This is a genomic window from Litchfieldella xinjiangensis, assembly GCF_000759345.1.
Classification (GTDB): domain Bacteria; phylum Pseudomonadota; class Gammaproteobacteria; order Pseudomonadales; family Halomonadaceae; genus Litchfieldella_A; species Litchfieldella_A xinjiangensis.
Genome location: NZ_JPZL01000001.1, coordinates 1,506,505 through 1,529,062, shown reverse-complemented (window position 1 = coordinate 1,529,062; position 22,558 = coordinate 1,506,505). Strand labels below are relative to the sequence as shown.

Sequence of the window (22,558 nt, the reverse complement as noted above, 5' to 3'; positions counted from 1 at the left end):
TGTACGACTATTGACGCAGGTCACCGGGAGACGTCGCCATGCCAGCCACTTTTATTCAGCATCCCTTCATGAGTCAGGCCGCACTCAGCGACTGTAACGCTGACGCCATGGTCGAGGCGATGCTGAGTTTCGAGCTGGCCCTGGCCGAGGTCCAGGAAGCCCATGGCGCCCTGCCGGCGGGAACCGCCAGCGCCATGGCCGAGCGGCTCACGGCTCATGTCTTCGATATGTCTGCGATTGCCCAAGGGGTCGCTAGCGGAGGCAACGCTGCGATTCCCTTCGTCAAGCAAGGCCGTGCCGCGCTGCCCGATACGCTCAAGCGTTACTGGCACCAAGGCGCCACCAGCCAGGACGTGCTCGATAGCGCCCTGATGCTGCTCATCAAGCCGCGTCTGATACGTATCGATGCGTTGCTATCACGCTGCCGGGACGCCGCCATCCCCTTGATGAAGGACCACGCTGCGACAGTCATGGTCGGTCGTACCTTAATGCAACAGGCCCTGCCGATCACCTTTGGTGTCAAGGTAGCGCATTGGGCGTTGGGGCTCGAGCAGTCGCGCCGTCGCCTGGCACCGCTGGTCGAGCATGGCCTTCCGGTACAGTTCGGTGGCGCCGTGGGTGTGCACTCCGGCTGGGAATCTCAAGGGCTAGATTTCATGGATGCCCTGGCTGAGCGTCTTGGGCTCACCGCGCCGGTGCTGCCATGGCATACCGATCGCCAGCCCGTTCATGCCCTAGCCACCGGGCTGGATGCGGTGGCCGGGGCAGCTGAAAAGGTAGCGCTCGACGTCTCGCTGCTCACCCAGACGGAGGTGGGCGAAGTGAGTGAACCGGGTGGCGAGGGCATGGGCGAATCGTCATCCATGCCCCACAAGCGCAACCCGGTGCGCTGTGCGCTGATCCGCGGTGCCTGTCGGCAGATCCACGCCCATACCACGGTCATTCTTAATGCCGCCGCCCAACCCTTGGAGCGAGGCCTGGGTGAATGGCACGCCGAATGGGCGCCGCTGGTTGATAGCGCACTCTTGCTGGAAGGGGCGTTGGAGCAACTGGCGGTACTGTTCGAGGGAATCGAGGTCCATCCCGAGGCCATGCGGCGCAATCTTGCCATTACCGGGGGGGCGATCATGGCCGAGCCGGTTTCGCGCCTGCTGGCGCCGATCATGGGACAAGACGCCGCCAAGCGCGTCAGTGCCGAGGCGGCTGAAGCGGCACGGCACACAGGCCGGCCCTATAGCGATGTCCTGGCCGAACATGCTGACGTCAAAGGCAGGGTCAGCCCCGATGCGTTGGCCGAGGCGGCCGATCCAGGCTTATACATTGGTAGTAGTCGGCAGCAGGTCACACGAGCCGCTCAATGGCTTACTTCAGTTTAAGCGCCTGTATTTAAAGACATAGCGTTTTTCTCTTCTAGGGAAGGCCCAGCCTTCCCTTTTTTTGTGCGTTTGACGGACGATCCGCTTGGGTTTTATTTTGTTCGTATTACAAACCTATGTTCACTAGGCGAACATAACGTGCGCTGAACTCGCGATGAGGCGCCGTCGGACTGGTGAGCGTACGACTGACCCAAAGAGGCGAACCATCATGGCCGAGTTTCTCAGCTTGCATGATGCGGTGGCACGCTACGTCGAGGACGGCGCCACCGTAGCCATGGAAGGCTTTACCCACCTGATTCCCTTTGCGGCGGGGCATGAAGTGATCCGTCAGGGCAAGCGTGGCCTGACCCTGATCCGCATGACACCCGACATCGTCTATGACCAGATGATCGGGGCCGGCTGTGCCAGGAAGGTGATCTTTTCCTGGGGCGGCAACCCCGGCGTCGGCTCGCTACACCGCCTGCGCGACGCGGTCGAGAAGGGCTGGCCGCACAAGGTCGAGATTCTCGAGCATAGTCACGCTGCCATGGCGTGTGCCTTCGAGGCCGGTGCGGCCGGTCTGCCGCTGGCCGTGCTGCGCGGCTACGTGGGCAGCGAGTTGCCCAGCGTCAACGATCAGATCAAGTTCATCGAGTGCCCGTTCACCGGCGAGCGCCTTGCCGCGGTGCCCTCGGTGCGCCCGGACGTCTCCATCGTGCATGCCCAGAAAGCCGACAGGGCGGGCAACGTGCTGGTGGAAGGCATCATCGGGGTGCAGAAGGAAGCCGTACTGGCGGCAAAGAAGAGCATCGTCACGGTCGAGGAAATCGTCGACGACCTGACGGCCCAGGCCGATTATCACCCCAACGCCTGCATCATCCCCGGCTGGGCCATCACGGCCATCGCCGTGGCCGAGAACGGCGCCTACCCGTCCTATGCCCACGGCTACTATCCGCGCAGCAATCGCTTCTACAAGGAGTGGGACACCATCGCCCGCGACCGCGACACCTTCACGGCCTGGCTCGATGAGCACATCTACAACGCAGGGGGGCAGTCCTGATGAGTCTCGAATACACCTCGGCGGAAATGATGACCGTCACGGCCGCGCGCGCGCTGGAAAACGGCATGACCTGCTTCGTGGGTATCGGCCTGCCCAGTGAGGCCGCCAACCTGGCGCGCCTGACCCACGCCCCCGACGTGGTGCTGATCTACGAGTCCGGCACTCTGCAGACCAAGCCCGACGTATTGCCGCTCTCCATTGGCGATGGCGAACTCTGCGAGTCGGCGTTGACCACCGTCTCGGTGCCCGAAATGTTCCGCTACTGGCTGCAGGGCGGCAAGGTCGACGTGGGCTTTCTCGGCACCGCGCAGATCGACCGCTACTGCAACCTCAACACCACCCTGATCGGCGATTACCAATCGCCCAAGGTCCGCCTGCCGGGCGGCGGCGGGGCGCCCGAGATCGCCACCAACGCCGGTGAAGTCTTCATTACCCTGAAGCACTCCAAGCGCACCTTCGTGAAGGATGTCGACTTCGTGACTACGCTGGGCTTCGGGCGTGACGGCAAGGGCCGCGACGGCGTGCCCAACATCGGCCAGGGCCCGACGCGGGTGATTACCGACCTGTGCGTCATGAAGCCCGACCCCGAAACGAAAGAGCTGGTGGTCGTCTCGCTGCACCCCAACGTCAGCCGCGAGGACGTGATCGAGGCGACCGGTTGGGAGATTCGTTTTGCCGACACGCTGGAAACCACGCCCGAGCCCAATGCGCGTGAACTCGACGTGCTGCGTGAGTTAAAGGCGCGAACCGAGCGTAAACATTCAGGTGAGTGAAGGAGAGCCGCAATGAACGATGTCTACCTGTGCCACCCGGTGCGCTCGGCGGTCGGCAAATTCGGTGGCGCGCTGTCCAGCCTGCGCCCCGACGACCTGGCGGCACGTATCTTCGAGGCGCTGCTGGCACGCGCGCCGGATCTCGATCCGGCCGCCATCGAGGATGTCATCATGGGCTGCGCCAACCAGGCCGGTGAAGACAACCGCAACGTGGCGCGCATGTCGCTGCTGCTCGCGGGCCTGCCGACCAGCGTGCCCGGCACCACCCTCAACCGCCTGTGCGGCTCGAGCATGGATGCCATCGGTACCGCAGCGCGTGCCGTGCGCGCCGGTGAGGCCGAGCTGATGATCGCCGGCGGTGTCGAATCGATGTCGCGTGCCCCCTATGTGCTGGGCAAGGCCGATACCGCCTTCTCGCGCACCCAGACCATGGAAGACACCACCATCGGCTGGCGTTTCATCAACCCGCTGCTGAGAAAGCAGTACGGGGTCGACTCGATGCCGGAAACGGCCGAGAACGTCGCCGAGCAGTTCAAGATCTCCCGCGAGGATCAGGATCGGTTCGCCTACGACTCGCAGCTCAAGACCAAGCGGGCCCAGGACAATGGCCGCCTGGCGCGCGAGATCGTCCCGGTCGAGATCCCGCGGCGCAAGCAGGACCCGCTGGTCTTCGATACCGACGAGCATCCCCGCGAAACCACGCTCGAGAAGCTCGCCAGCCTGCCGACGCCGTTCCGGGCTGCCGGCTCCAGCGTGATGGGCTCGGTCACGGCCGGTAACGCCTCCGGCGTCAACGACGGTGCCGCCGCGATGATTGTCGCCAGCGAAGCCGCGGTCAAGCGCTATAACCTGACGCCCATGGCGCGCATTCACGGCATGGCGACCGCCGGGGTGGAGCCGCGCATCATGGGTATCGGCCCGGTACCGGCCACCCAGAACCTCTTGAAGCGCCTGGGCATGAGCCTCGATCAGCTCGACCATATCGAGCTCAACGAAGCCTTTGCCGCCCAGGCGCTGGCCTGTCTGCGCGAGCTGGGTATCGACGATAACGACCCGCGGGTCAACCCCAATGGCGGCGCCATCGCCCTGGGCCATCCGCTGGGCATGTCGGGAGCGCGCATCGTCACCAGTGCCATGCATGAGCTGCACTTGACCGGCGGCCGCTTTGCACTGTGTACCATGTGCATTGGCGTGGGGCAGGGGATTGCGACGCTGATCGAGCGCGTATGATTGCCTTGTCTGGTCTTCGCTCGCTGTGTTTTCGCTCAAAGCCATAAGGGAGGATTAACATGGCATTTCTCGAGATAAACGGTCGCAGCGTGGCCTACCGGCTACTGGGCCCCGAGGCGCTGCCGTTGGTGGTGCTGGCGCATCCGCTGGGCATGACCCAGGCGGTGTGGGACGACGTGATACCATCGCTACTGCCACGCTATCGTGTCTTGACCTGGGACCTGCCGGGACACGGGGCCAGCGAGGCCTGGCAACAAGACGGTGGCGAGATCACCCCCGCCGCGCTGGCCCACGAGGCCCTGGCGCTGGTCGATAATGCCGGTGTCTCGCGCTTCCACTTTGCTGGCACCTCGATTGGCGGCGTGGTCGGCCAGCATCTGATCGCCGAGCATGCCGAACGGCTCTACTCCGCGATTCTGACCAACACCGGGGCGGTCATCGGCAATGGCGAGATGTGGACGACCCGCGCCGGACGCGTACGCAGTGAAGGCCTCACGGCCATTTCCGGCGACATCGTACCGCGCTGGTTCTCTGCTGAACGCCTGGCCGCCGAGCCTGCGCTGGAAACAGGCTGGCGCACCCAGATGGCGCGCACCGATGCCGAGAGCTACGCGCGGTTGTGCGAGATGCTGGCGGTCACCGACTTCCGTGGCCAACTCAAGGGCGCCCTGGACAACCATCCTGGGCTCAGCGTGCACTTGTTGGGCGGCAGCGAAGACATGGCCACACCGCCCGATACGCTGGAAACCCTGGCTAGGGAGTGTGGTGGTGCGCCACTCGAAATCCTCGAGGGCTTTGCCCACGTGCCCTCGGTCGAAGACCCCCAAGCGATGGCCAAGCGCCTGCTGCTGTGGATGGCTGCCGCGCGCAGCGACGCCGGGGAACGCGGCGTGGCTTACGCCGACGGCCTGGAAACCCGCAAGCAGGTGCTTGGCGAGGAGCATGTCGCGCGTGCCTCGGCCGCCGCAGCCAGCCTCGACGCCCCCTTCCAAAAGATGATTACCCGTCTGGCCTGGGGTGAGCTGTGGAGCAACGACGACTTGACCCGCCGCGAGCGCAGCATGATCACTACCGGCATTCTGGCCGCGCTGGGGCGCGAGGAACTTGAATTGCATCTCAAGACCGCCAAGCGCATCGGACTGAGCGAGGCTGAGCTGCGGCAGGTGCTCATGCATGTCGCGATTTATGGCGGTGTACCGGCCGCCAACCATGCGTTTTCCTTGGCCAAGAAGCTGGGATGGGGTGACGGAGAAGCGTAACGGGATGAACAGAGTGCCATTGCGGTTTCGTTTGAGCAGCGATTGCGCGAAGGTGACGGCTTCTTGATTACCGATTATTCGCCCATGCTCAATCCACGTATCAAGCTGCGCCATCTACAGGCCTTCCTCGAAGTCGCCAAGCGACGCAGCTTCGCGCGGGCGGCCGAGGCGTTGGCGATCACCCAGCCAGGCATATCCAAGGCCATTCGCGAACTGGAGGATGTGCTTGGGACCGACCTCTTCGAGCGGACCTCGCAAGGGGTGGCGTTGACCCAGGCGGGACTGACATTGCTGCGCCATGCCGGGCCGGCCATGCGCGCCCTAGGTGAAGGTGTGATGGCGGTGGGCGATAGGCACAAGGGTGCGCGCTGGATTCGCGTCGGGGCACTGTCGACCGTCGAGAGCCGGCTGCTGCCTCTCGCCATTCAGCGCTGGCACGCCCAGCCCGGCATGGCGCAGGGCGAGGTGGGCATTTCGGTGGTCACGGGCTCGAGTGCCTTCCTGCTGTCACGGTTGCGCATGGGCGAGCTCGACCTGGTCGTGGGGCGTATGACCGAAGCCCGAGAAATTCGCGACCTGGCCTTCGAGCACCTCTACTACGAGCCTTTGTCGCTGGTGGTCCGGGCTGGCCATCCGCTGGCCGGTATTGATCCACTGCCCCCGGCTCGCCTCAACGCCTTTCCCTGGGTGCTGCCACCGCCGCAAACCACGCTTCGCCAGCAGGTCGACAGTTTCTGCGTGCGTCACTCCCTGACCCTGCCCGACCGGCTACTCGAGACCTTGTCATTGCCGGTCTCCCTGGGGTATGTCCAGGCCAGCGACGCCGTATGGATCGCGCCGCATGAAGCCGTTGCGGGTGCCTTGGCTCAGGGGGAACTGGCCGAACTCGCGCTTTCGCTCGAGGCGCGTGGCGGTTCGGTGGGTATGTGCAGCAATGCGACACTGAATTCCTCGCTGACCCTGGAGGCTTTCTGCGAGGCGCTGCGCGAGGTCGCGGCGGCACGCTTGGACCAAGGTCGTACATCTCATAACCCATAGGTTATGGGCACTAGAACATACGTCAATTGGCATGCCTGCGGCATCTGGCCACACTGGCGCTACCGTGAATCAACGAGACCGAGCAATGACTCACCATGACAAGCGCTTCGTTCAGCGCGACCGTGACTGGCATCCCCCGGCCTATGCCCCAGGCTACAAGACGACGGTGGCACGCTCGCCGAACCAGGCCCTGGTCAGCCTGATGAAGCCCAGTGCCTCCGAACTGACCGGGCCGGATTTCCGTACCCTGCGCATGGGACCGCACGATAATGACCTGCTGCTCAACTTTCGGGAGGGCAAGGGGCAGGACGGTCTGCCGATCGGCGAGCGCATCATCATGTTCGGCCGCGTCATCGATCAGTTCGGCAAACCGGTACCGCACACGCTGGTCGAGATGTGGCAAGCCAATGCCGGTGGCCGCTATCGTCACAAGAAAGACGCCTACCTGGCGCCGCTTGATCCCAATTTCGGCGGAGTGGGGCGCACCTTGACCGATGAGCAGGGCTGGTACCGCTTTCGCACCATCAAGCCCGGCCCCTATCCGTGGCCCAACGACGTCAATAGCTGGCGCCCTGCGCATATCCACGTTTCGGTGATGGGGCCGGCGATTTCCACGCGGTTGATCACCCAAATGTATTTCGAAGGCGACCCGTTGATCCCAATCTGCCCGATCGTCAACACGCTGAAGGATCGCGACGCCGTCGAGACCATGATCGGTCGTCTCGATATCGCGCGCAGCAATTCCATGGATTGCCTGGCCTATCGCTTCGACCTGGTGGTTCGCGGCGAATTGCAAACCTACTTCGAGAACCAGTAAGGAGGGAGCCCTGATGAAACAACCCAATAGCGTTCCCGCCAGTGAGCTGGTTCTGCGCGAGACGGCCTCGCAGACTGCCGGCCCCTACGTGCATATCGGCCTGGCCCTGGCCGCTGCGGGCAACCCGGTGCGCGACGAGGAAATCTGGAACGAGATGGCCAGGCCCGAAGCCGAAGGCGAGCACATCGAGGTGGTCGGCACCGTGATCGACGGCAATGGCGATCTGGTGCGCGATGCCTTCATCGAGGCGTGGCAGGCCGACAGTCGGGGCGACTATCAGCCCGAGTACGATCTCAAAAAGCCTTTCAACAGCTTTGGACGTACTGCGACCACGTTCGACCGCGGCAGCGAGTTTATCCTCAAGACCGTGAAGCCCGGCTCAGTCAAGACGGCCGACGGACAGACGATGGCACCACACATCAATGTCACGCTCTTTGCCCGGGGTGTGAATATTCACCTCCACACGCGCCTTTACTTCGAGGACGAGGCCGAGGCCAATGCCCACTGCCCGGTGCTCAATCGGGTCGAATCGCCGGTCCGTCGGCAGACGTTGATTGCCAAGCGCGAGGAAGAGGGCGGCCGCGTGCGGTATCGTCTCGATATCAAGCTGCAGGGCGAGGGCGAAACGGTCTTCTTCGACTTCTAGTCGTTTCGTGTCGATGTTTCCTGGTGCTCCGCGCCATGTACCGCTGCCTTCGCGCAGCGGTATTTTTTGTAACCGGCTTGAAATTGAGCCGCGGGGCCGAATCTGCTACTCTGTCGACCCATCCTGGCGCGGTTTCCTGCTGCGCCTTCCGAATCACGTTTCGACAGGTTTTCCATGACACGATTTATCTTCGTGACCGGCGGCGTTGTGTCCTCTCTCGGCAAGGGCATTGCGTCGGCTTCGCTTGCGGCGATCCTCGAGGCACGCGGCCTCAAGGTCACCATGCTCAAGCTGGATCCGTACATCAACGTCGATCCCGGCACCATGAGCCCCTTCCAGCATGGCGAAGTGTTCGTCACCGAAGATGGCGCCGAGACCGATCTCGACCTGGGCCACTACGAGCGCTTCATCCGCACCAAGATGACCCAGGGCAACAATTTCACCACCGGGCGCGTCTACGAGCATGTGCTGCGCAAGGAGCGCCGTGGCGATTACCTGGGTGGCACCGTGCAGGTCATCCCCCACATTACCGACGAGATCAAGCGCCGGGTCTATGCCGGGGGTGAGGGCTTCGACGTGGCGCTGGTGGAAATCGGCGGCACCGTGGGCGATATCGAATCGCTGCCGTTCCTCGAGTCGATCCGTCAGATTCGCAGCGAGCTGGGCGCCAACCACGCCCTGTTCATGCACCTGACCCTGGTGCCTTACATCAAGACCGCGGGCGAGACCAAGACCAAGCCGACCCAGCATAGCGTCAAGGAACTGCGCTCGATCGGCATCCAGCCCGATATCCTGATCTGTCGCAGCGAAGTCGAGCTCGAGGAAACCGAGCGTCGCAAGATCGCGCTGTTCACCAACGTCGAAGAGCGTGCCGTGGTACCGCTCCAGGATGCCGATACCATCTATCGCATCCCGTTGATGCTGCACGAGCATGGGCTGGACGAGATCGTCTGCGACAAGCTGCGCCTCGAGGCTGACGAGGCCGACCTGTCCGAGTGGATTCGTGTGCTCGACGCCAAGCTCAACCCGTTGAAGTCGGTCAATATCGCCATGGTCGGCAAGTACATGGAACTCCTCGATGCCTATAAGTCGCTCAACGAGGCGTTGATCCATGCCGGCATCCAGGGGCGAATCAAGGTCAACATCGATTACATCGATTCCGAGGACATCGAGCGCCACGGTACCGAGCGTCTGGCGGGCAAGGACGCGATCCTGGTCCCCGGTGGTTTCGGTGAGCGTGGCGTCGAAGGCAAGATCGCCACGGCCACGTTCGCCCGCGAGAACAACGTGCCCTACCTGGGGATCTGCCTGGGGATGCAGGTGGCGGTCATCGAATATGCGCGCAACGTCGTTGGCTGGAAAGACGCCAATTCCACCGAGTTCACGCACGATACCCTGCATCCTGTCGTTGGCTTGATCACCGAGTGGATCAATTCGGAGGGCAAGATCGAGCTGCGTGACGAAGCCTCTGATCTCGGCGGCACCATGCGCCTGGGTGGCCAGGTATGCCATTTGAAGGGTGGCTCGAAGGCGCACGAAGCCTACGGTTCCGAGGAGATCGTCGAGCGCCATCGTCATCGCTTCGAAGTCAACAATCAATTCATCGATGAGCTTGAGCGTGCGGGCCTGGTGATTTCGGGCAAGAGCGTCGACCAATCGCTGGTCGAGATGATCGAACTGCCCGACCACCCCTGGTTCGTGGCGTGCCAGTTCCATCCCGAATTCACCTCGACCCCGCGTGATGGGCACCCCTTGTTCTCCGGCTTCCTGAATGCCGCCCTCGAGTACAAGAACCTGCGTGCCCGTCAGCATGCCCAGGCACAACCCCAAGGCTAATCGCGGTACGCCTAAGGAGATCGCATGCAAGGACAGGAAAACGTCATCGAGTTCGCCGGCCTCAGGGCCGGCAATTCATTGCCGCTGATGCTGTTTGGCGGCATGAACGTCCTCGAGTCCCGCGAGATGGCGCTCGAGGTCGCCGACGCCTACGTTCAGGCCACCGGCAAGCTCGGCATTCCCTATGTGTTCAAGGCCAGCTACGACAAGGCCAATCGGAGCTCCATCACCTCCTTTCGCGGCCCTGGGCTGGAGAAGGGCCTGGAGATCCTGGCCGAGGTCAAGCAGCGCTATGGCGTACCGGTCATCACCGACGTCCACGAGCCCTGGCAGGCCGCACCTGCCGCCGAAGTGGCCGACATCATCCAGTTGCCTGCCTTCCTCGCGCGCCAGACCGATCTGGTCGTGGCCATGGCCGAGACCGGGGCGGTGATCAATATCAAGAAGCCGCAGTTCCTTGCCCCGCACGAGATGCGCCACATCATTCGCAAGTGCGAGGAGGCGGGTAACAATCGTCTGATCCTGTGCGAGCGCGGGTCGAGCTTCGGCTACAACAACCTGATCGTGGATATGCTCGGCTTTGGCGACATGAAGCAGACCGGCTATCCGCTATTCTTCGACGTCACCCATGCGTTGCAGCGCCCCGGTGGCCGTTCGGACAGCGCCGATGGGCGACGTCAGCAGGTCGCCGAGCTGGCCCGGGCCGGTGTGGCCGTCGGCCTGGCGGGTCTGTTCCTCGAGGCGCACCCTGACCCCGACAAGGCGCTCTGCGACGGTCCCTGCGCCTTGCCGCTCGACCAGCTCGAACCGTTTCTTTCCCAGCTCAAGTCATTGGATGACTTGATCAAGGGCTTGCCGCCCCTGCAGATATCCTGAGGGGCACGCATCCCGCGATGCGACCCGATCAACGCTGACCAAAAAAGGACGACACACCATGACCAAGATTGTCGAAATCCGCGCCCTCGAGGTGCTCGATTCTCGCGGCAACCCCACGGTTCAGGCCGAGGTGGTGCTGGAAGGTGGCGCCAAGGGCGTGGCTTGCGCACCGAGCGGGGCCTCGACCGGCTCACGCGAGGCACTCGAGCTGCGTGATGGCGACAAGTCACGCTATTTGGGCAAAGGGGTGCTCAAGGCCGTTGAGGCCGTGAACGGCAAGATCCGCGACAGCCTGCTGGGTATGGACGCCAACGATCAGCGCGGTCTCGACAAGACCATGCTCGAGCTCGACGGCACCGACAACAAGGCCAACCTGGGCGCCAACGCCATCCTGGCCGTGTCGCTGGCGGCGGCCAAGGCCGCGGCGGCGGACAAGGGCATCGAGCTCTACGCTCACATTGCCGAACTGTATGGCACGCCCAACACGTTCAAGATGCCCGTTCCGATGATGAACATCCTCAACGGTGGCGAACATGCCGACAACAACGTCGACATTCAAGAATTCATGATCCAGCCGGTGGGGGCACCGAGCTTCCGTGAGGCGTTGCGTACCGGGGCCGAAATCTTCCATGCACTGAAGAAAGTGCTCTCCGCACGCGGCCTGGCCACGGCGGTAGGCGACGAGGGCGGCTTCGCCCCCAACCTGGCTTCCAACGCCGAGGCGCTGGAAGTGATCAAGCAGGCGGTCGAGGACGCGGGCTATACCCTGGGCAAGGACGTGACCCTCGCTCTCGACTGTGCCTCGACCGAATTCCACAAGGATGGTCAATACGATCTGGCGGGCGAAGGCAAGAGCTACGACGCGGCCGGCTTTGTTGACTACCTGGCCGAGCTCTGCGACCAGTACCCGATCGTCTCCATCGAAGATGGCATGGACGAGTCCGACTGGGATGGCTGGAAGACCCTTACCGATCGCCTGGGTAGCCGCGTGCAGTTGGTCGGCGACGACCTGTTCGTCACCAACACGCGTATCCTCAAGCGCGGCATCGACGAGCAGATCGGCAACTCCATCCTGATCAAGTTCAATCAGATCGGCTCGCTCTCCGAGACGCTGGATGCCATCAAGATGGCCCAGGATGCCGGTTTCACCGCGGTCATCTCCCACCGCAGTGGCGAGACCGAGGACACCACCATTGCCGATCTGGCAGTAGCGACGTCCGCCGGCCAGATCAAGACCGGCTCGCTATGCCGCAGCGACCGTGTCGCCAAGTACAACCGTTTGCTGATGATCGAGCAGCAGCTCGGTGACAAGGCAAGCTACCCCGGTCTTGCCGCCATCAAGGGTCAAGGCTGAAATCGAGTCGGGTAAGTACGGGGGAGGCGCCATGCCTCCCCTTTTTTGACACTCGGCTTGGCCTGTCGCCAAGAGGCTGCACCGTATCGCCCCGGCCGCTTGAGATGTCGTCAATCTCTCCATTTTTTGTAAGATATTTCCTACATAGAGCCGTCGAAGTTAGCCATTTTATAGTATTCGCTATATAAGCTTGTCTTGCTTATACGGTTATAGATAACTGTTAATTAAGGTATTATTTCCGGTGTCTTCGTTTGCGGACGCCTCGGGAAGGTGGTTTTGTGCGAGTTTGAGAAGTGCCCGGTTAGTGCCACAATGACCTTGGGATTTGGAGAGGTGAAGCGCTTCTCCGGCAGGATGCAAACGGGATGCAAGACATGGTGCGCTGGGTGCGACAGGATGTTGTCTCCTGGCAAGGACGTCACCATCAGGAATTCGGGTAGCGGGATGCTATCCAAGGGAACGGCTGGGAGCGGGCGACCTTCGGGTCGCCTTTTTTGTGCGCGTTTGAAATATGGCACAGAAATGAAAACGCCGCAGGCCAAAGTTGGCAGCGGCGCTTGGGCGGTCTCTGGACCGGTACTCGGCTTAGCGCTCGAGGTACTCCAGCTTGCCGGGCTTACCGTCCCACTCCTCGGCATCGGCCGGGGGATCTTTCTTCTCGGTGATGTTTGGCCAGACCTCGGCGAGCTCGGTGTTGAGCTCGAGGAAGGCTTTCTGGTCATCGGGCAATTCGTCTTCCGAGAAAATCGCTTCAGCGGGGCATTCCGGTTCGCACAACGCGCAATCGATGCACTCGTCGGGATGAATGACCAGAAAGTTAGGCCCTTCGTAAAAGCAATCCACCGGACACACTTCGACGCAGTCGGTGTATTTGCACTTGATGCAGTTTTCGGTGACGACGAATGTCATGGGATCTCCCTCATCGGGTAGGGCGCGGCGATACCGAGCGCACCGACACCGGAATTTAGCCAGTTATAAGCAAAGCCGGTCATATAAGCGGCGATTCTAATGGCGACACATTCTAGTCGTGCCGCCAAGCTCACGGCAAGCGACATGGGGCGCAGCGTCAAGACCGATTCGGCATGCTCTAATGCCCGGTTCGCGTCCCGCGTTCGCCTTGTTGCGGTTATAGTGTCTCACGCCACGAGTAGAGCAGGGCTAGCGCATCGCGTGGTGTCAGACTATCGATGTCGAGTCCGGCGAGTTCCTCCAGCAGTGGGTGCGGCGTGCTGGCAAACAGGTCGGCTTGTTGAGGCCCCGCTGTGGCCTGACCGGACACCGTGTCCGGTGTAGCGGTAAGGCGTCGGCTGCTCTGATCGACCTCGTGCTGTTCGAGTGAGCCCAGCTTTTCGCGGGCGCGTTTGATCACCGCCTGTGGAACGCCCGCCAGCTGTGCCACCTGTAGGCCATAACTCTGGCTGGCGGGGCCTTCCTCCACGCGGTGCATGAAGACGATTCCATCCTTGTGCTCGGCAGCGGTCAAGTGCACGTTGGCCACGCCTTCCGCCTGCTCGGCGAGCGCTGTCATCTCGAAATAGTGAGTCGCGAACAGGGTAAAGGCTCGCGTGCGAGTTAGATGCTCGGCACTTGCCCACGCCAGCGACAACCCATCGAAGGTACTGGTGCCACGGCCGATCTCGTCCATCAGCACCAGGCTCTGGTCGGTGGCATTGTGCAGGATATTGGCGGTTTCGGTCATCTCGACCATGAAGGTCGAGCGACCGCCGGCCAGGTCGTCGCTGGAGCCGATACGCGTGAAGATGCGATCCACGGGACCGATCTCGGCGCGGTCGGCGGGTACGAAACTGCCGGTATGCGCCAGCAGGGTGATCAACGCCGCCTGACGCATGTAGGTCGACTTGCCGCCCATGTTGGGACCGGTAATCACCAGCATCCGGCGCCGGTCGTCGAGTACCAGGTCGTTGGGGACGAAGGGCGCACCGCTGACATGCTCAACCACCGGGTGGCGGCCACCGTGAATGTCGATTCCCGGCGCCTCGGCAAGATGGGGGCGCACGAAGTCGAGGGCCTGGGCGCGTTCGGCGAAGGCAGCCAGTACATCCAGGGTGGCAAGCGCCCGGGCGCTGGCTTGCAGCGTATCGAGCTCGGCGTTGAGTTTATCCAGCAGGCTCTCGTAGAGCAGCTTCTCGCGGGCCAGCGCACGCGACTTGGCCGACAGGGCCTTGTCCTCGAACTCCTTGAGCTCGGGAATGATGAAACGCTCGGCATTCTTCAGCGTCTGGCGACGGATGTAGTCGGCAGGGATCTCGCGCGCCTGGGCGCGAGGAATCTCGATGTAGTAGCCATGCACTCGGTTGTAGCCGACCTTGAGTCCACTTAGCCCGGTGCGCTCGCGCTCGCGGATTTCCAGCTGCACCAGGTACTCGCCGGCATGCTCGGCCAGGCCACGGTACTCGTCGAGCTCATCGTCGAAGCCTTCGGCGATCACACCGCCGTCGCGAATGACCACCGGCGGGTTCTCAATGATCGCTCGGGTCAGGATGTCGGCCAGCTCGGGGTAGGGCCGAATATGATGGCGAAGATCGTCGAGTGCCGACCCCTCGGGGAAATCGGCCAGATCACGTTGCAGGTCAGGTAGCGCATTCAGCGCATCGCGAAGCCGTGCCAGGTCACGGGGTCGGGCACTGCGCAGGGCAACCCGCGCCAGGATCCGCTCGACATCGCCGATCGCCTTGAGGCTCTCGCGCAGGGGGACGAAGCTCTCGCGATCGAGTAGCAGCTGTACTGCAGCCTGGCGGCCACTTACCTGGGCATGGTCGCGTAGCGGCCGATTGAGCCAGCGTTTCATCAGGCGCGAGCCCATGGCGGTGGCGGTGGTATCGAGCACGCTGGCCAGGGTATTGTCGCTGCCGCCCCCGAGATTGATATCGATTTCGAGATTACGACGGCTGGCGGCGTCGATGACCACCGCGTCATCACGGCTCTCGACGCCGATCGCCGTCACGTGGGGCAGACGTGAGCGCTGCGTATCGCGAGCGTATTCGATGAGTACGCCGGCGGCCGTCAGGGCGGCTTCGAGGTGGGCGCAGCCGAAGCCGCGCAGGTCCTGGACCTCAAACTGGTCGCACAGGATGCGCGTCGCGGATTCCAGGTCAAAAAGCCATTCGCTCTGGTGGCGCAGGCCGCGGCGTCCAGTGAGGCTCGGCGGCAATGCCAGGCCGTCGGCAACCAGCAGCTCTGCGGGGTCGAGGCGCTGCACCTCGGCCAGCATCTCGCTCTCGTCTTCGACCTCGAGCACGCTGAAGCGTCCACTGGAGAGTTCCAGCCAGGCGATACCCCAGCAACTGCCCTGCGAATGCAACGAGACCAGCAGGTTGTCACGCCGCGCGTCGAGCAATGCCTCGTCGTAGAGTGTGCCCGGGGTGACGATACGCACCACCTTGCGCTCCACCGGCCCCTTGGCCAGGGCCGGGTCGCCGATCTGTTCGCAAATGGCCACCGACTCGCCAGCCTTGACCAGGCGGGCGAGATACCCTTCGGCGCTATGGTAGGGAACGCCGGCCATGGGAATCGGCTTCCCCGCCGACTGGCCACGCTGGGTCAGCGTGATGTCGAGCAACGCCGCCGCACGCTTGGCATCCTCGAAGAACAGTTCGTAGAAATCGCCCATGCGATAGAAGAGCAGCACGTCCGGGTGCTCGCGCTTGATCTTCATGAACTGAATCATCATCGGCGTGTGCTGGGTACTTTTTGTCTCGACCGCGTCTTGCATGGGGTTGGCATTTCCCGTGTGACAGTGGGCTGGATCGCCCTGGGGCGTTGCTGGCTGAATAGTCTATCGCAGTCCGGTCAGGGGTCGACAGGCTGACATGGTCCTGTTCCACATGGCCAGTTCGTCTACGCTCGTAGTGACCCGCCCCCTATTACAAGGAATAGCGATGGGGAGCGCTCGACCGGCAGGAACTGAACCAGGAGTGGACGTGGCTAAGGCAGCTCGACGTATTCTCGTCACGCTGGCCTGCATCGTGGTGTTACTGGTGGCTGGAGGATTCTTTCTGGAGTCGCAGTGGGCCCGCGCATGGTTGGAAGACCGAGTCAGTCAACGCTTGAATGGGCGCGATGTCGAAATCGGCAGCCTGGATATCGGTTGGGGCTGGCCACTGACGGTGCGCCTCGAGGAAATCTCGGTTGCCAATCCCGGCTGGGCGACACATGACCAGATGCTGGACATCGAGGCGCTGGAGATTGCGCTCGACCCAGGTGCGCTGCTGACGGGGCAGGTCGAGTTGCAACGGCTCGGGATGAGCCGGCCGGTGGCTCATCTGTCCAGGCGCAAAGATGGTGTATCGAATTGGGATGCACTGACCGACAAGCAGGACGCCCAGGGTGGTGGGCTTGGTATCAGTCCCGACATTGTCGATATCGACGAGGGCCACCTGACTTACCGGGACCCCAACCTGGAGGCGGACCTGAGCGCGGATTTCCATACCCGTAGTAACGATGGTGGTTCACGCGAGCTGATGATCGAGGCGCAAGGGCAATTCCAGGGGCTGCCGCTCGAACTGAGTGGCCACGGTGGAGCGCCGTCTCAGGCCATGACAGGCAATGGCGACAACGCTTACCCGATCACGTTGCAGGGTCATCTCGGCGAAGTGCAGGCGAGCTTCGATGGCCGCCTTCCCGATGTCTCCCAACCGACCAGCCTGGAGGGGCAGCTGGACGTATCGGCTCCTCAGACGGCGAACCTGGCAGACATACTCGGTCGCCCCCTGCTTGAGCTGCCCTTGCTCGAGTTGAATGGACAGATCAGCCATCGGGATCAGCAATGGTCGATCGAGGGCGCCACGGCTCGGCTGGGTGAGTCCCAGATACAAGGCTCGGTCAGTGTCGACATGCGGGGAGAGCGGCCCAAGATCGACGCCCAGCTCAAGGCCGACCGGCTCGATCTGGCGCGCTGGGGCCTGTTCGATGAAGAGCAGGCAACGCAGGCTGATCAGGATGATGCCGCAAACGCATCGATGCCCCTGGATCAACGCCTGGCCCAACTGCTGGCACCGCTTCAGAACTACGATGCGCAGGTCGATCTGACGGTCGAGCGCCTCGCTTACGCCGACCACGTACTTGATGACGTCGCCGTAAAGGGTTCGCTGAACCAGGGAACCCTGTCCATCCAGCGCCTCCATGCCATTCAAGGCCAGTCCCAGGACCAGGATCAGCAGCAGGCCGACCAGGAAGCGGATGGTCAAACGCCGGGGGAAGTGACGGTTCAGGGACACATCGACATTCGTGACAATACTCTGACTGCCGATCTTGACGCGCAGCTTTCCCAGCTCGATCTGGACGAGGCCTTGGCCCCGCTGGGCTATGCCGGGCTAGGCACCTGGAGCGGCCAGATCGACCTGGACCTGCCGGCCAACGCGGCATCGCCGGAAACCCGGCCACAGGTTAGCGCTCAGCTCGATATCGGGCATCTCAACTTGACGCAACTGGGCGTCATGCCCCGGGACGACGAGTCGCAGGGGTCAGCCGAGCCTCAGGAAGAAAAGGCCTGGGATCACCAGCTGGCACAGCAGCTCGCGCCGCTGCGGAGGGTGAATGCTCAGGTCGATCTCTCGGTCGAACGGCTCAGTTACGGCGACTCCCAGCTCAGCGATGTCGTACTGCAGGGCAGTCTCGAGGCAGGCAGGTTGGATGTCGAACGCTTGCATGCGATCCAGGATCAGGGCGAGTTGGCGGCTCAGGGTCAGGTCGAGATTCGCGAAAAGACCCTGACCGCCAATCTGGAAGCGCAGCTTTCCCAGGTGGGCATGAACGAGGCACTGGCGCCGTTCGGCTATGGCGGGTTAGGTACCTGGGATGGCCGCATCGGGCTGCAACTGCCTGCCAATGCCGCAGAGAAGGGCAACCGCCCGAACATCGAAGCCCAGCTCGACATCGGTCATCTGGATCTGGCGCAATTGGGCGTGACGCAAGGGGGCGGCGAGGAGGCTGTTCAGGAAGCTGATGCGCCGAAAGACGACGCTACCTGGGACCGGGATCTGGCGGAGGGGCTCGAGCCGCTGCGGCGTTTCAATGCCCAGGTCGATCTTTCGATAGAGCGGTTAAGCTACGGCGGCAGGCAGTTGCGCAACGTGGCGTTGCAGGGGGGGCTCGAGGCGGGTCGGTTGGACGTACAGAACCTGCATCTGGAACAGGGCCAGGGAGCGTTGACGGCCCAGGGGGTGTTGAATATCCAGCCGCAGACATTGAGTGGCGATATCGATGCGCAACTTTCCCAATTCGACCTGGGCGATGCCTTGGCCCCGCTGGGCAATAGCGATCTAGGGTCGTTGGACGGACGACTGAATGTCCAGCTAGAGGACGGCGAACTGGTCGCGGACGAGACATCGCTCGATTACCGGTTACCCTCGAAGGATCTGTTCGTACATATCAATGCCGATGCCATCGACCTGGCGGGGACTTCGGCGCCGGGGGTGCGCCTGAAGGGTTACGGGCGCCACAATGGCGAACCCTTCGAATACGATCTTGATGTGGGCCCGCTATTCAACCTGCGCGACCCGAACAAGCCCTATCCCGTCCAGGGTCAGGTCACCTCCCGGCAGTCCAGGCTGAGCGTGGACGGCACGATCCAGAAGCCGCTGGAACTCGGCCGCATCCAGACAGCGTTCGAGCTGTCGGGGCCCAATCCGGCTCGTCTGAATGAGCTGACAGAACTGAACCTGCCCGCTCTGCCGCCCTACGAGTTGAAGGGTGAGTTGAGAGTGAGGGGCGATCTGATTCGCATGCTGGATCTGGATGGCACCTTTGGCGACAGCGATGTCAGCGGTGATGTTCGCCTGCGCCTGGGTGAGCGCAACATGCTTTGGGCGACACTGCATTCTCAGCGAATGGACCTCGACGACCTGGCGCCGCTCACCGGCAGTCCCCCGGAAACGGGCAGTGGGGAGGTTGCGTCGCCTGCCCAGCAGGCAAGGGCCCGTCGCGAGGAAGCGCGCCAGGGCTTGTTCTCCGATCGCCAATGGGATCTGCAAGGATTGCGCACCATGGACGCCAAGGTGCGCTACAGCGCGGATGACGTCAATTCCGACTACGTCCCGCTGACGAAAGTGTCGCTGGAGTTGACTATGGAGAACGGGGTGCTGACGCTCGACCCGCTTCGCATGGAACTGGGTGGTGGCAACGCCCTGGCTCAACTGCACATGGACGCTCGTGGCCGGGCGCTGAATGGCAGCCTCGATCTATCGGTACAACAGGTCAACCTCAAGCCAATCTTGCGTCGTGCCGGTGCGCCGCAGATCGCCGAAGACTCCGCAGGCACCTTGGGAGGCCAAGGGCAGGTGCATTTCGCCGGTCGCTCCATGGACGAAGTCATGGCGAGCCTCGGCGGCAAGACGGAACTGGCGATGGCCCGGGGACGGCTCGACATGTTATTGATGGAAGTCATTGGGCTCGACGTGGGCGAAGGGTTGCTGGCGGCTCTGTCCGAGTCCGATAAGGTTCCCATGCGCTGTGCCTATGTCCGGCTCGCTGCCGAAAATGGCATTGCCGCGGTCGATCAGTTCTTTGTCGATACCGCTGACTCGAATGTCACCGGTGGCGGGGAAATCGACCTGGACCGTGAGCGGCTGGAACTCATCTTCGAGGCCCATCCGAAGGATCCCAGCCTGCTGGCCTCCGACTCTCCGGTCAGGATACAAGGGCCCCTTACCGATCCTCAGCTCGACGTGGTGTCCCGAGAACTGATTGCGCATGGCGTGCTCTCGGTGTTGGGCGCGTTGGTGGCGCCACCCCTGGCGATACTGCCGTGGGTGGAGCTGGGACTGGGGGAAGGCGTCGGTCCCGGCTGTCAGCAGGTGCTGGAAGAGTCGCGGACGCAGGCGGAAAACTGAGAACACGGCCCTGATACAAGACCGGGTACGGGGGTCTGGCAGGACGCTCCATTACAGCTCATGGCTTCTGGTAAGCTGCAGGCACAAGTATCGGGCGAGGAGGAGCGTGACCTTGAGCGATTATTCTCACGATGCCGAAGTGCGAATCCTGAGTGAGCGTCTAAAGCAAGCCTGCCTGAAGCGACACCTGACGGTGACGACGGCGGAATCGTGTACCGGCGGCGGTGTGGCCAGTGCCATCACGGCGGTGGCCGGAAGCTCCGCGTATTTCGAGACCGGTTACGTCACCTATTCCAACGCGGCCAAGACGCGCCTGCTTGGTGTATCGCCCGAGATTCTCGAGGCGCATGGCGCCGTCAGCCGCCAGGTGGTCGAGGCGATGGTGGCGGGGGCCTGTCGCGACAGCGGCGCCCAACTGGGCGTGGCGATCAGCGGCGTGGCCGGCCCGGGGGGCGGCAGCGAGGCCAAGCCGGTGGGCACCGTATGGCTGGCCTGGGGCGATTCCATGCATCAGGTGGCCGAATGCCATGTCTTCCCGGGCGGTCGTGCCGAGGTGCGGGAGGCGGCGGTTCGCGAGGCCCTCGTCGGGCTGATATCCAGGCTCGACGACCACTGAAAAATTGGCCATACTGCTGCCAGTTGAACTACTGTGCAGTCATACAGTATTATGCGCTGCCGCCCGGCCCGTTCGCCACCTCGATCGGCCGGTGCTAGTCTACGTCCCCCCAGGTTTCAGGAGGCCAAATCGATGGCACAGGACGACAATCGCTCCAAGGCGCTCAACGCCGCGCTTTCCCAGATCGAGCGCCAATTCGGCAAGGGCACCGTGATGCGCCTGGGGGATACCCCGCGAGTCGTGATGCCATCGGTCTCCACCGGCTCGCTGGGGCTGGATATCGCCCTGGGCATCGGGGGCCTGCCCTACGGCCGGGTCGTGGAAATCTTCGGGCCGGAGTCGTCGGGCAAGACCACGCTGACCCTGTCGGTGATCGCCCAGGCCCAGAAGCAGGGCAAGACCTGCGCCTTCATCGATGCCGAGCACGCGCTCGACCCGAGCTATGCCGAGAAGCTGGGCGTCAATCTCGACGACCTGCTGGTCTCGCAGCCGGACACCGGTGAGCAAGCGCTTGAAATCTGCGACATGCTGGTGCGCTCCGGCGGCGTCGATGTGATCATCATCGACTCCGTGGCAGCACTGACGCCGCGTGCCGAGATCGAAGGCGAGATGGGCGATTCCCACGTCGGCCTGCAGGCGCGTTTGATGTCGCAGGCGCTGCGCAAGATCACCGGTCACATCAAGAATGCCAACTGCATGGTGGTATTCATCAACCAGATCCGCATGAAGATCGGCGTGATGTTCGGTAGCCCCGAGACCACGACCGGGGGTAATGCGCTGAAGTTCTATTCCAGTGTGCGCCTCGACATCCGCCGGACCGGCTCGGTGAAGCAGGGTGACGAGGTCACCGGTAACGAGACCCGCGTCAAGGTGGTCAAGAACAAGGTGGCCCCGCCGTTCCGTCAGGCCGAGTTCCAGATCCTGTATGGCAAGGGGATCTACCATGCCGGTGAGGTGGTCGACCTGGGCGTGCAGTGCAATCTGGTCGACAAGGCGGGTGCTTGGTACAGCTACAAGGGCAACAAGATCGGTCAGGGCAAGGCCAACGCCGCCCAGTTCCTCGAAGATAATCCTGCCATCATGGAAGAGATCGAGACACAGATTCGCGACCAGTTGCTGGCCAAGGTCGAGCCCCGCGACAAGGACGAGGAAGCCGCCGCCGTGGCCGCCGAGGACGATCGCGCAGACGATCTGCTCTAAGCCATGCTGGGCCGCTCACCGGATGAGACCCCACCCAAGGGGTCGCCTCACGATGATGCCATTCGCCTACTGGCTCGGCGCGAGTACTCTCGTGCCGAGCTGACCTCCCGCCTGGCGGCCAAGGGGCACTCCCCCGACGCCGTGACCGAATGCCTCGATGCGCTGGCCGAGCAGAACCTGCAGAGCGATACGCGCTTCGCCGAACACTTCATTCGTGCCCGCATCGGGCGGGGCCAGGGGCCCCTTCGAATCCTCGCCGACCTGGGTGCCCGAGGGATTACCGGGGCTCACGCCCGAGCGGCGCTCGCCGACTACGAACGCGATGAGAGTGTCGACTGGTACCCGTTGGCCTGCGAGACCCTGTCACGTCGCTTTTCCTCGCCGGGGGATTCCCCCCGGGATCGCGCCCGCCGCGAACGCTTCCTTGCCGGTCGTGGCTTCGACTTCGACCAGGTCCGTCATGCCATGGCTCATGCCTGGGACGACGCCGGTGGCGCGATCTAGCGGATGCCCTCTCGTGCCGCCGCTCACGGGGCACGATGAAAGTTGCTTGACGACTGCGCTATAATCATGGCCTTTGCGACGATGCCGGGCAGCGCCAGGGCCTGGTTGTGGGCGAATTGCCGAGCGGCACCGCCTGCGTCATTA

General features: G+C 63.0%; 17 protein-coding genes. 15 read left to right on the top strand and 2 right to left on the bottom strand.

The window, feature by feature from the left end; genetic code table 11:
- Positions 1-38: 38 nt before the first annotated feature.
- The 11 genes from JH15_RS07105 (at position 39) to eno (ending at position 12,244) form a co-directional block, all read left to right on the top strand.
- Complete coding sequence (locus JH15_RS07105) at positions 39-1,376, top strand: class-II fumarase/aspartase family protein (protein WP_043528354.1); 1,338 nt, start codon at positions 39-41, stop codon at positions 1,374-1,376.
- Between the two features lie 208 nt (positions 1,377-1,584).
- Entirely contained in the window at positions 1,585-2,415 is an 831-nt protein-coding gene (locus tag JH15_RS07100) for a CoA transferase subunit A (protein WP_043528351.1), read from the top strand.
- Positions 2,415-3,188, top strand: coding sequence for a CoA-transferase subunit beta (locus JH15_RS07095; protein WP_043528349.1), 774 nt, complete (start codon positions 2,415-2,417; stop codon positions 3,186-3,188). Before JH15_RS07100 ends, JH15_RS07095 begins: the two co-directional genes overlap by 1 nt.
- Positions 3,189-3,200: 12 nt before the next feature.
- The gene (gene pcaF, locus JH15_RS07090; RefSeq protein WP_043528348.1) at positions 3,201-4,418 is read left to right on the top strand and encodes a 3-oxoadipyl-CoA thiolase; all 1,218 of its coding nucleotides are present in this window, start codon (positions 3,201-3,203) and stop codon (positions 4,416-4,418) included.
- 59 nt (positions 4,419-4,477) lie between these two features.
- Positions 4,478-5,677 (top strand): alpha/beta fold hydrolase, encoded by a 1,200-nt coding sequence (locus JH15_RS07085; protein WP_043528347.1) that lies wholly within the window; start codon positions 4,478-4,480, stop codon positions 5,675-5,677.
- Positions 5,678-5,740: 63 nt separating this feature from the next.
- A complete protein-coding gene (gene pcaQ, locus JH15_RS07080) occupies positions 5,741-6,715 on the top strand; it encodes a pca operon transcription factor PcaQ (RefSeq protein WP_231566381.1) in 975 nt (324 codons plus the stop codon).
- Positions 6,716-6,800: 85 nt separating this feature from the next.
- Positions 6,801-7,532 (top strand): protocatechuate 3,4-dioxygenase subunit beta, encoded by a 732-nt coding sequence (gene pcaH, locus JH15_RS07075; RefSeq protein WP_043528345.1) that lies wholly within the window; start codon positions 6,801-6,803, stop codon positions 7,530-7,532.
- 13 nt (positions 7,533-7,545) lie between these two features.
- Positions 7,546-8,178, top strand: a complete 633-nt coding sequence (gene pcaG / locus JH15_RS07070) for a protocatechuate 3,4-dioxygenase subunit alpha (RefSeq protein WP_052383934.1) — start codon at positions 7,546-7,548, stop codon at positions 8,176-8,178.
- Positions 8,179-8,352: 174 nt separating this feature from the next.
- Positions 8,353-10,014, top strand: coding sequence for a CTP synthase (locus JH15_RS07065; RefSeq protein ID WP_043528342.1), 1,662 nt, complete (start codon positions 8,353-8,355; stop codon positions 10,012-10,014).
- Between the two features lie 24 nt (positions 10,015-10,038).
- Positions 10,039-10,890, top strand: a complete 852-nt coding sequence (kdsA, locus tag JH15_RS07060) for a 3-deoxy-8-phosphooctulonate synthase (protein ID WP_043528339.1) — start codon at positions 10,039-10,041, stop codon at positions 10,888-10,890.
- 58 nt (positions 10,891-10,948) lie between these two features.
- Positions 10,949-12,244: a phosphopyruvate hydratase gene (gene eno, locus JH15_RS07055; RefSeq protein ID WP_043528337.1), complete on the top strand. Its 1,296-nt coding sequence runs from the start codon at positions 10,949-10,951 to the stop codon at positions 12,242-12,244.
- A 585-nt stretch (positions 12,245-12,829) separates the two neighbouring features.
- Here the strand turns inward: eno and fdxA are convergent.
- A complete protein-coding gene (gene fdxA / locus JH15_RS07050; RefSeq protein ID WP_043528335.1) occupies positions 12,830-13,153 on the bottom strand; it encodes a ferredoxin FdxA in 324 nt (107 codons plus the stop codon).
- Between the two features lie 217 nt (positions 13,154-13,370).
- The gene (gene mutS / locus JH15_RS07045; protein ID WP_043528333.1) at positions 13,371-15,977 is read right to left on the bottom strand and encodes a DNA mismatch repair protein MutS; all 2,607 of its coding nucleotides are present in this window, start codon (positions 15,975-15,977) and stop codon (positions 13,371-13,373) included.
- Between the two features lie 208 nt (positions 15,978-16,185).
- On the opposite strand from mutS, the gene JH15_RS07040 reads away from it, so the two are divergent.
- The 4 genes from JH15_RS07040 (at position 16,186) to JH15_RS07025 (ending at position 22,414) form a co-directional block, all read left to right on the top strand.
- The gene (locus JH15_RS07040) at positions 16,186-20,094 is read left to right on the top strand and encodes an AsmA family protein (protein WP_043528331.1); all 3,909 of its coding nucleotides are present in this window, start codon (positions 16,186-16,188) and stop codon (positions 20,092-20,094) included.
- A gap of 139 nt (positions 20,095-20,233) precedes the next feature.
- Positions 20,234-20,710 carry a CinA family protein gene (locus tag JH15_RS07035; protein WP_422730553.1) on the top strand — a complete coding sequence of 159 codons (477 nt, stop codon included), beginning with the start codon at positions 20,234-20,236 and terminating at the stop codon, positions 20,708-20,710.
- Between the two features lie 132 nt (positions 20,711-20,842).
- Positions 20,843-21,910, top strand: a complete 1,068-nt coding sequence (gene recA, locus JH15_RS07030) for a recombinase RecA (RefSeq protein WP_043528327.1) — start codon at positions 20,843-20,845, stop codon at positions 21,908-21,910.
- A 3-nt stretch (positions 21,911-21,913) separates the two neighbouring features.
- Positions 21,914-22,414 (top strand): regulatory protein RecX, encoded by a 501-nt coding sequence (locus JH15_RS07025; RefSeq protein WP_043528324.1) that lies wholly within the window; start codon positions 21,914-21,916, stop codon positions 22,412-22,414.
- Positions 22,415-22,558 lie beyond the last annotated feature (144 nt).

What these genes read in the sequence shown, in the direction of transcription:
- JH15_RS07105 (WP_043528354.1), top strand. Translation starts at nt 39, where the DNA reads ATGCCAGCCACTTTTATTCAGCATCCCTTCATGAGTCAGGCCGCACTC.
- JH15_RS07100 (WP_043528351.1), top strand. Translation starts at nt 1,585, where the DNA reads ATGGCCGAGTTTCTCAGCTTGCATGATGCGGTGGCACGCTACGTCGAG.
- JH15_RS07095 (WP_043528349.1), top strand. Translation starts at nt 2,415, where the DNA reads ATGAGTCTCGAATACACCTCGGCGGAAATGATGACCGTCACGGCCGCG.
- pcaF (WP_043528348.1), top strand. Translation starts at nt 3,201, where the DNA reads ATGAACGATGTCTACCTGTGCCACCCGGTGCGCTCGGCGGTCGGCAAA.
- JH15_RS07085 (WP_043528347.1), top strand. Translation starts at nt 4,478, where the DNA reads ATGGCATTTCTCGAGATAAACGGTCGCAGCGTGGCCTACCGGCTACTG.
- pcaH (WP_043528345.1), top strand. Translation starts at nt 6,801, where the DNA reads ATGACTCACCATGACAAGCGCTTCGTTCAGCGCGACCGTGACTGGCAT.
- pcaG (WP_052383934.1), top strand. Translation starts at nt 7,546, where the DNA reads ATGAAACAACCCAATAGCGTTCCCGCCAGTGAGCTGGTTCTGCGCGAG.
- JH15_RS07065 (WP_043528342.1), top strand. Translation starts at nt 8,353, where the DNA reads ATGACACGATTTATCTTCGTGACCGGCGGCGTTGTGTCCTCTCTCGGC.
- kdsA (WP_043528339.1), top strand. Translation starts at nt 10,039, where the DNA reads ATGCAAGGACAGGAAAACGTCATCGAGTTCGCCGGCCTCAGGGCCGGC.
- eno (WP_043528337.1), top strand. Translation starts at nt 10,949, where the DNA reads ATGACCAAGATTGTCGAAATCCGCGCCCTCGAGGTGCTCGATTCTCGC.
- fdxA (WP_043528335.1), bottom strand. Translation starts at nt 13,153, where the DNA reads ATGACATTCGTCGTCACCGAAAACTGCATCAAGTGCAAATACACCGAC.
- mutS (WP_043528333.1), bottom strand. Translation starts at nt 15,977, where the DNA reads ATGCAAGACGCGGTCGAGACAAAAAGTACCCAGCACACGCCGATGATG.
- recA (WP_043528327.1), top strand. Translation starts at nt 20,843, where the DNA reads ATGGCACAGGACGACAATCGCTCCAAGGCGCTCAACGCCGCGCTTTCC.
- JH15_RS07025 (WP_043528324.1), top strand. Translation starts at nt 21,914, where the DNA reads ATGCTGGGCCGCTCACCGGATGAGACCCCACCCAAGGGGTCGCCTCAC.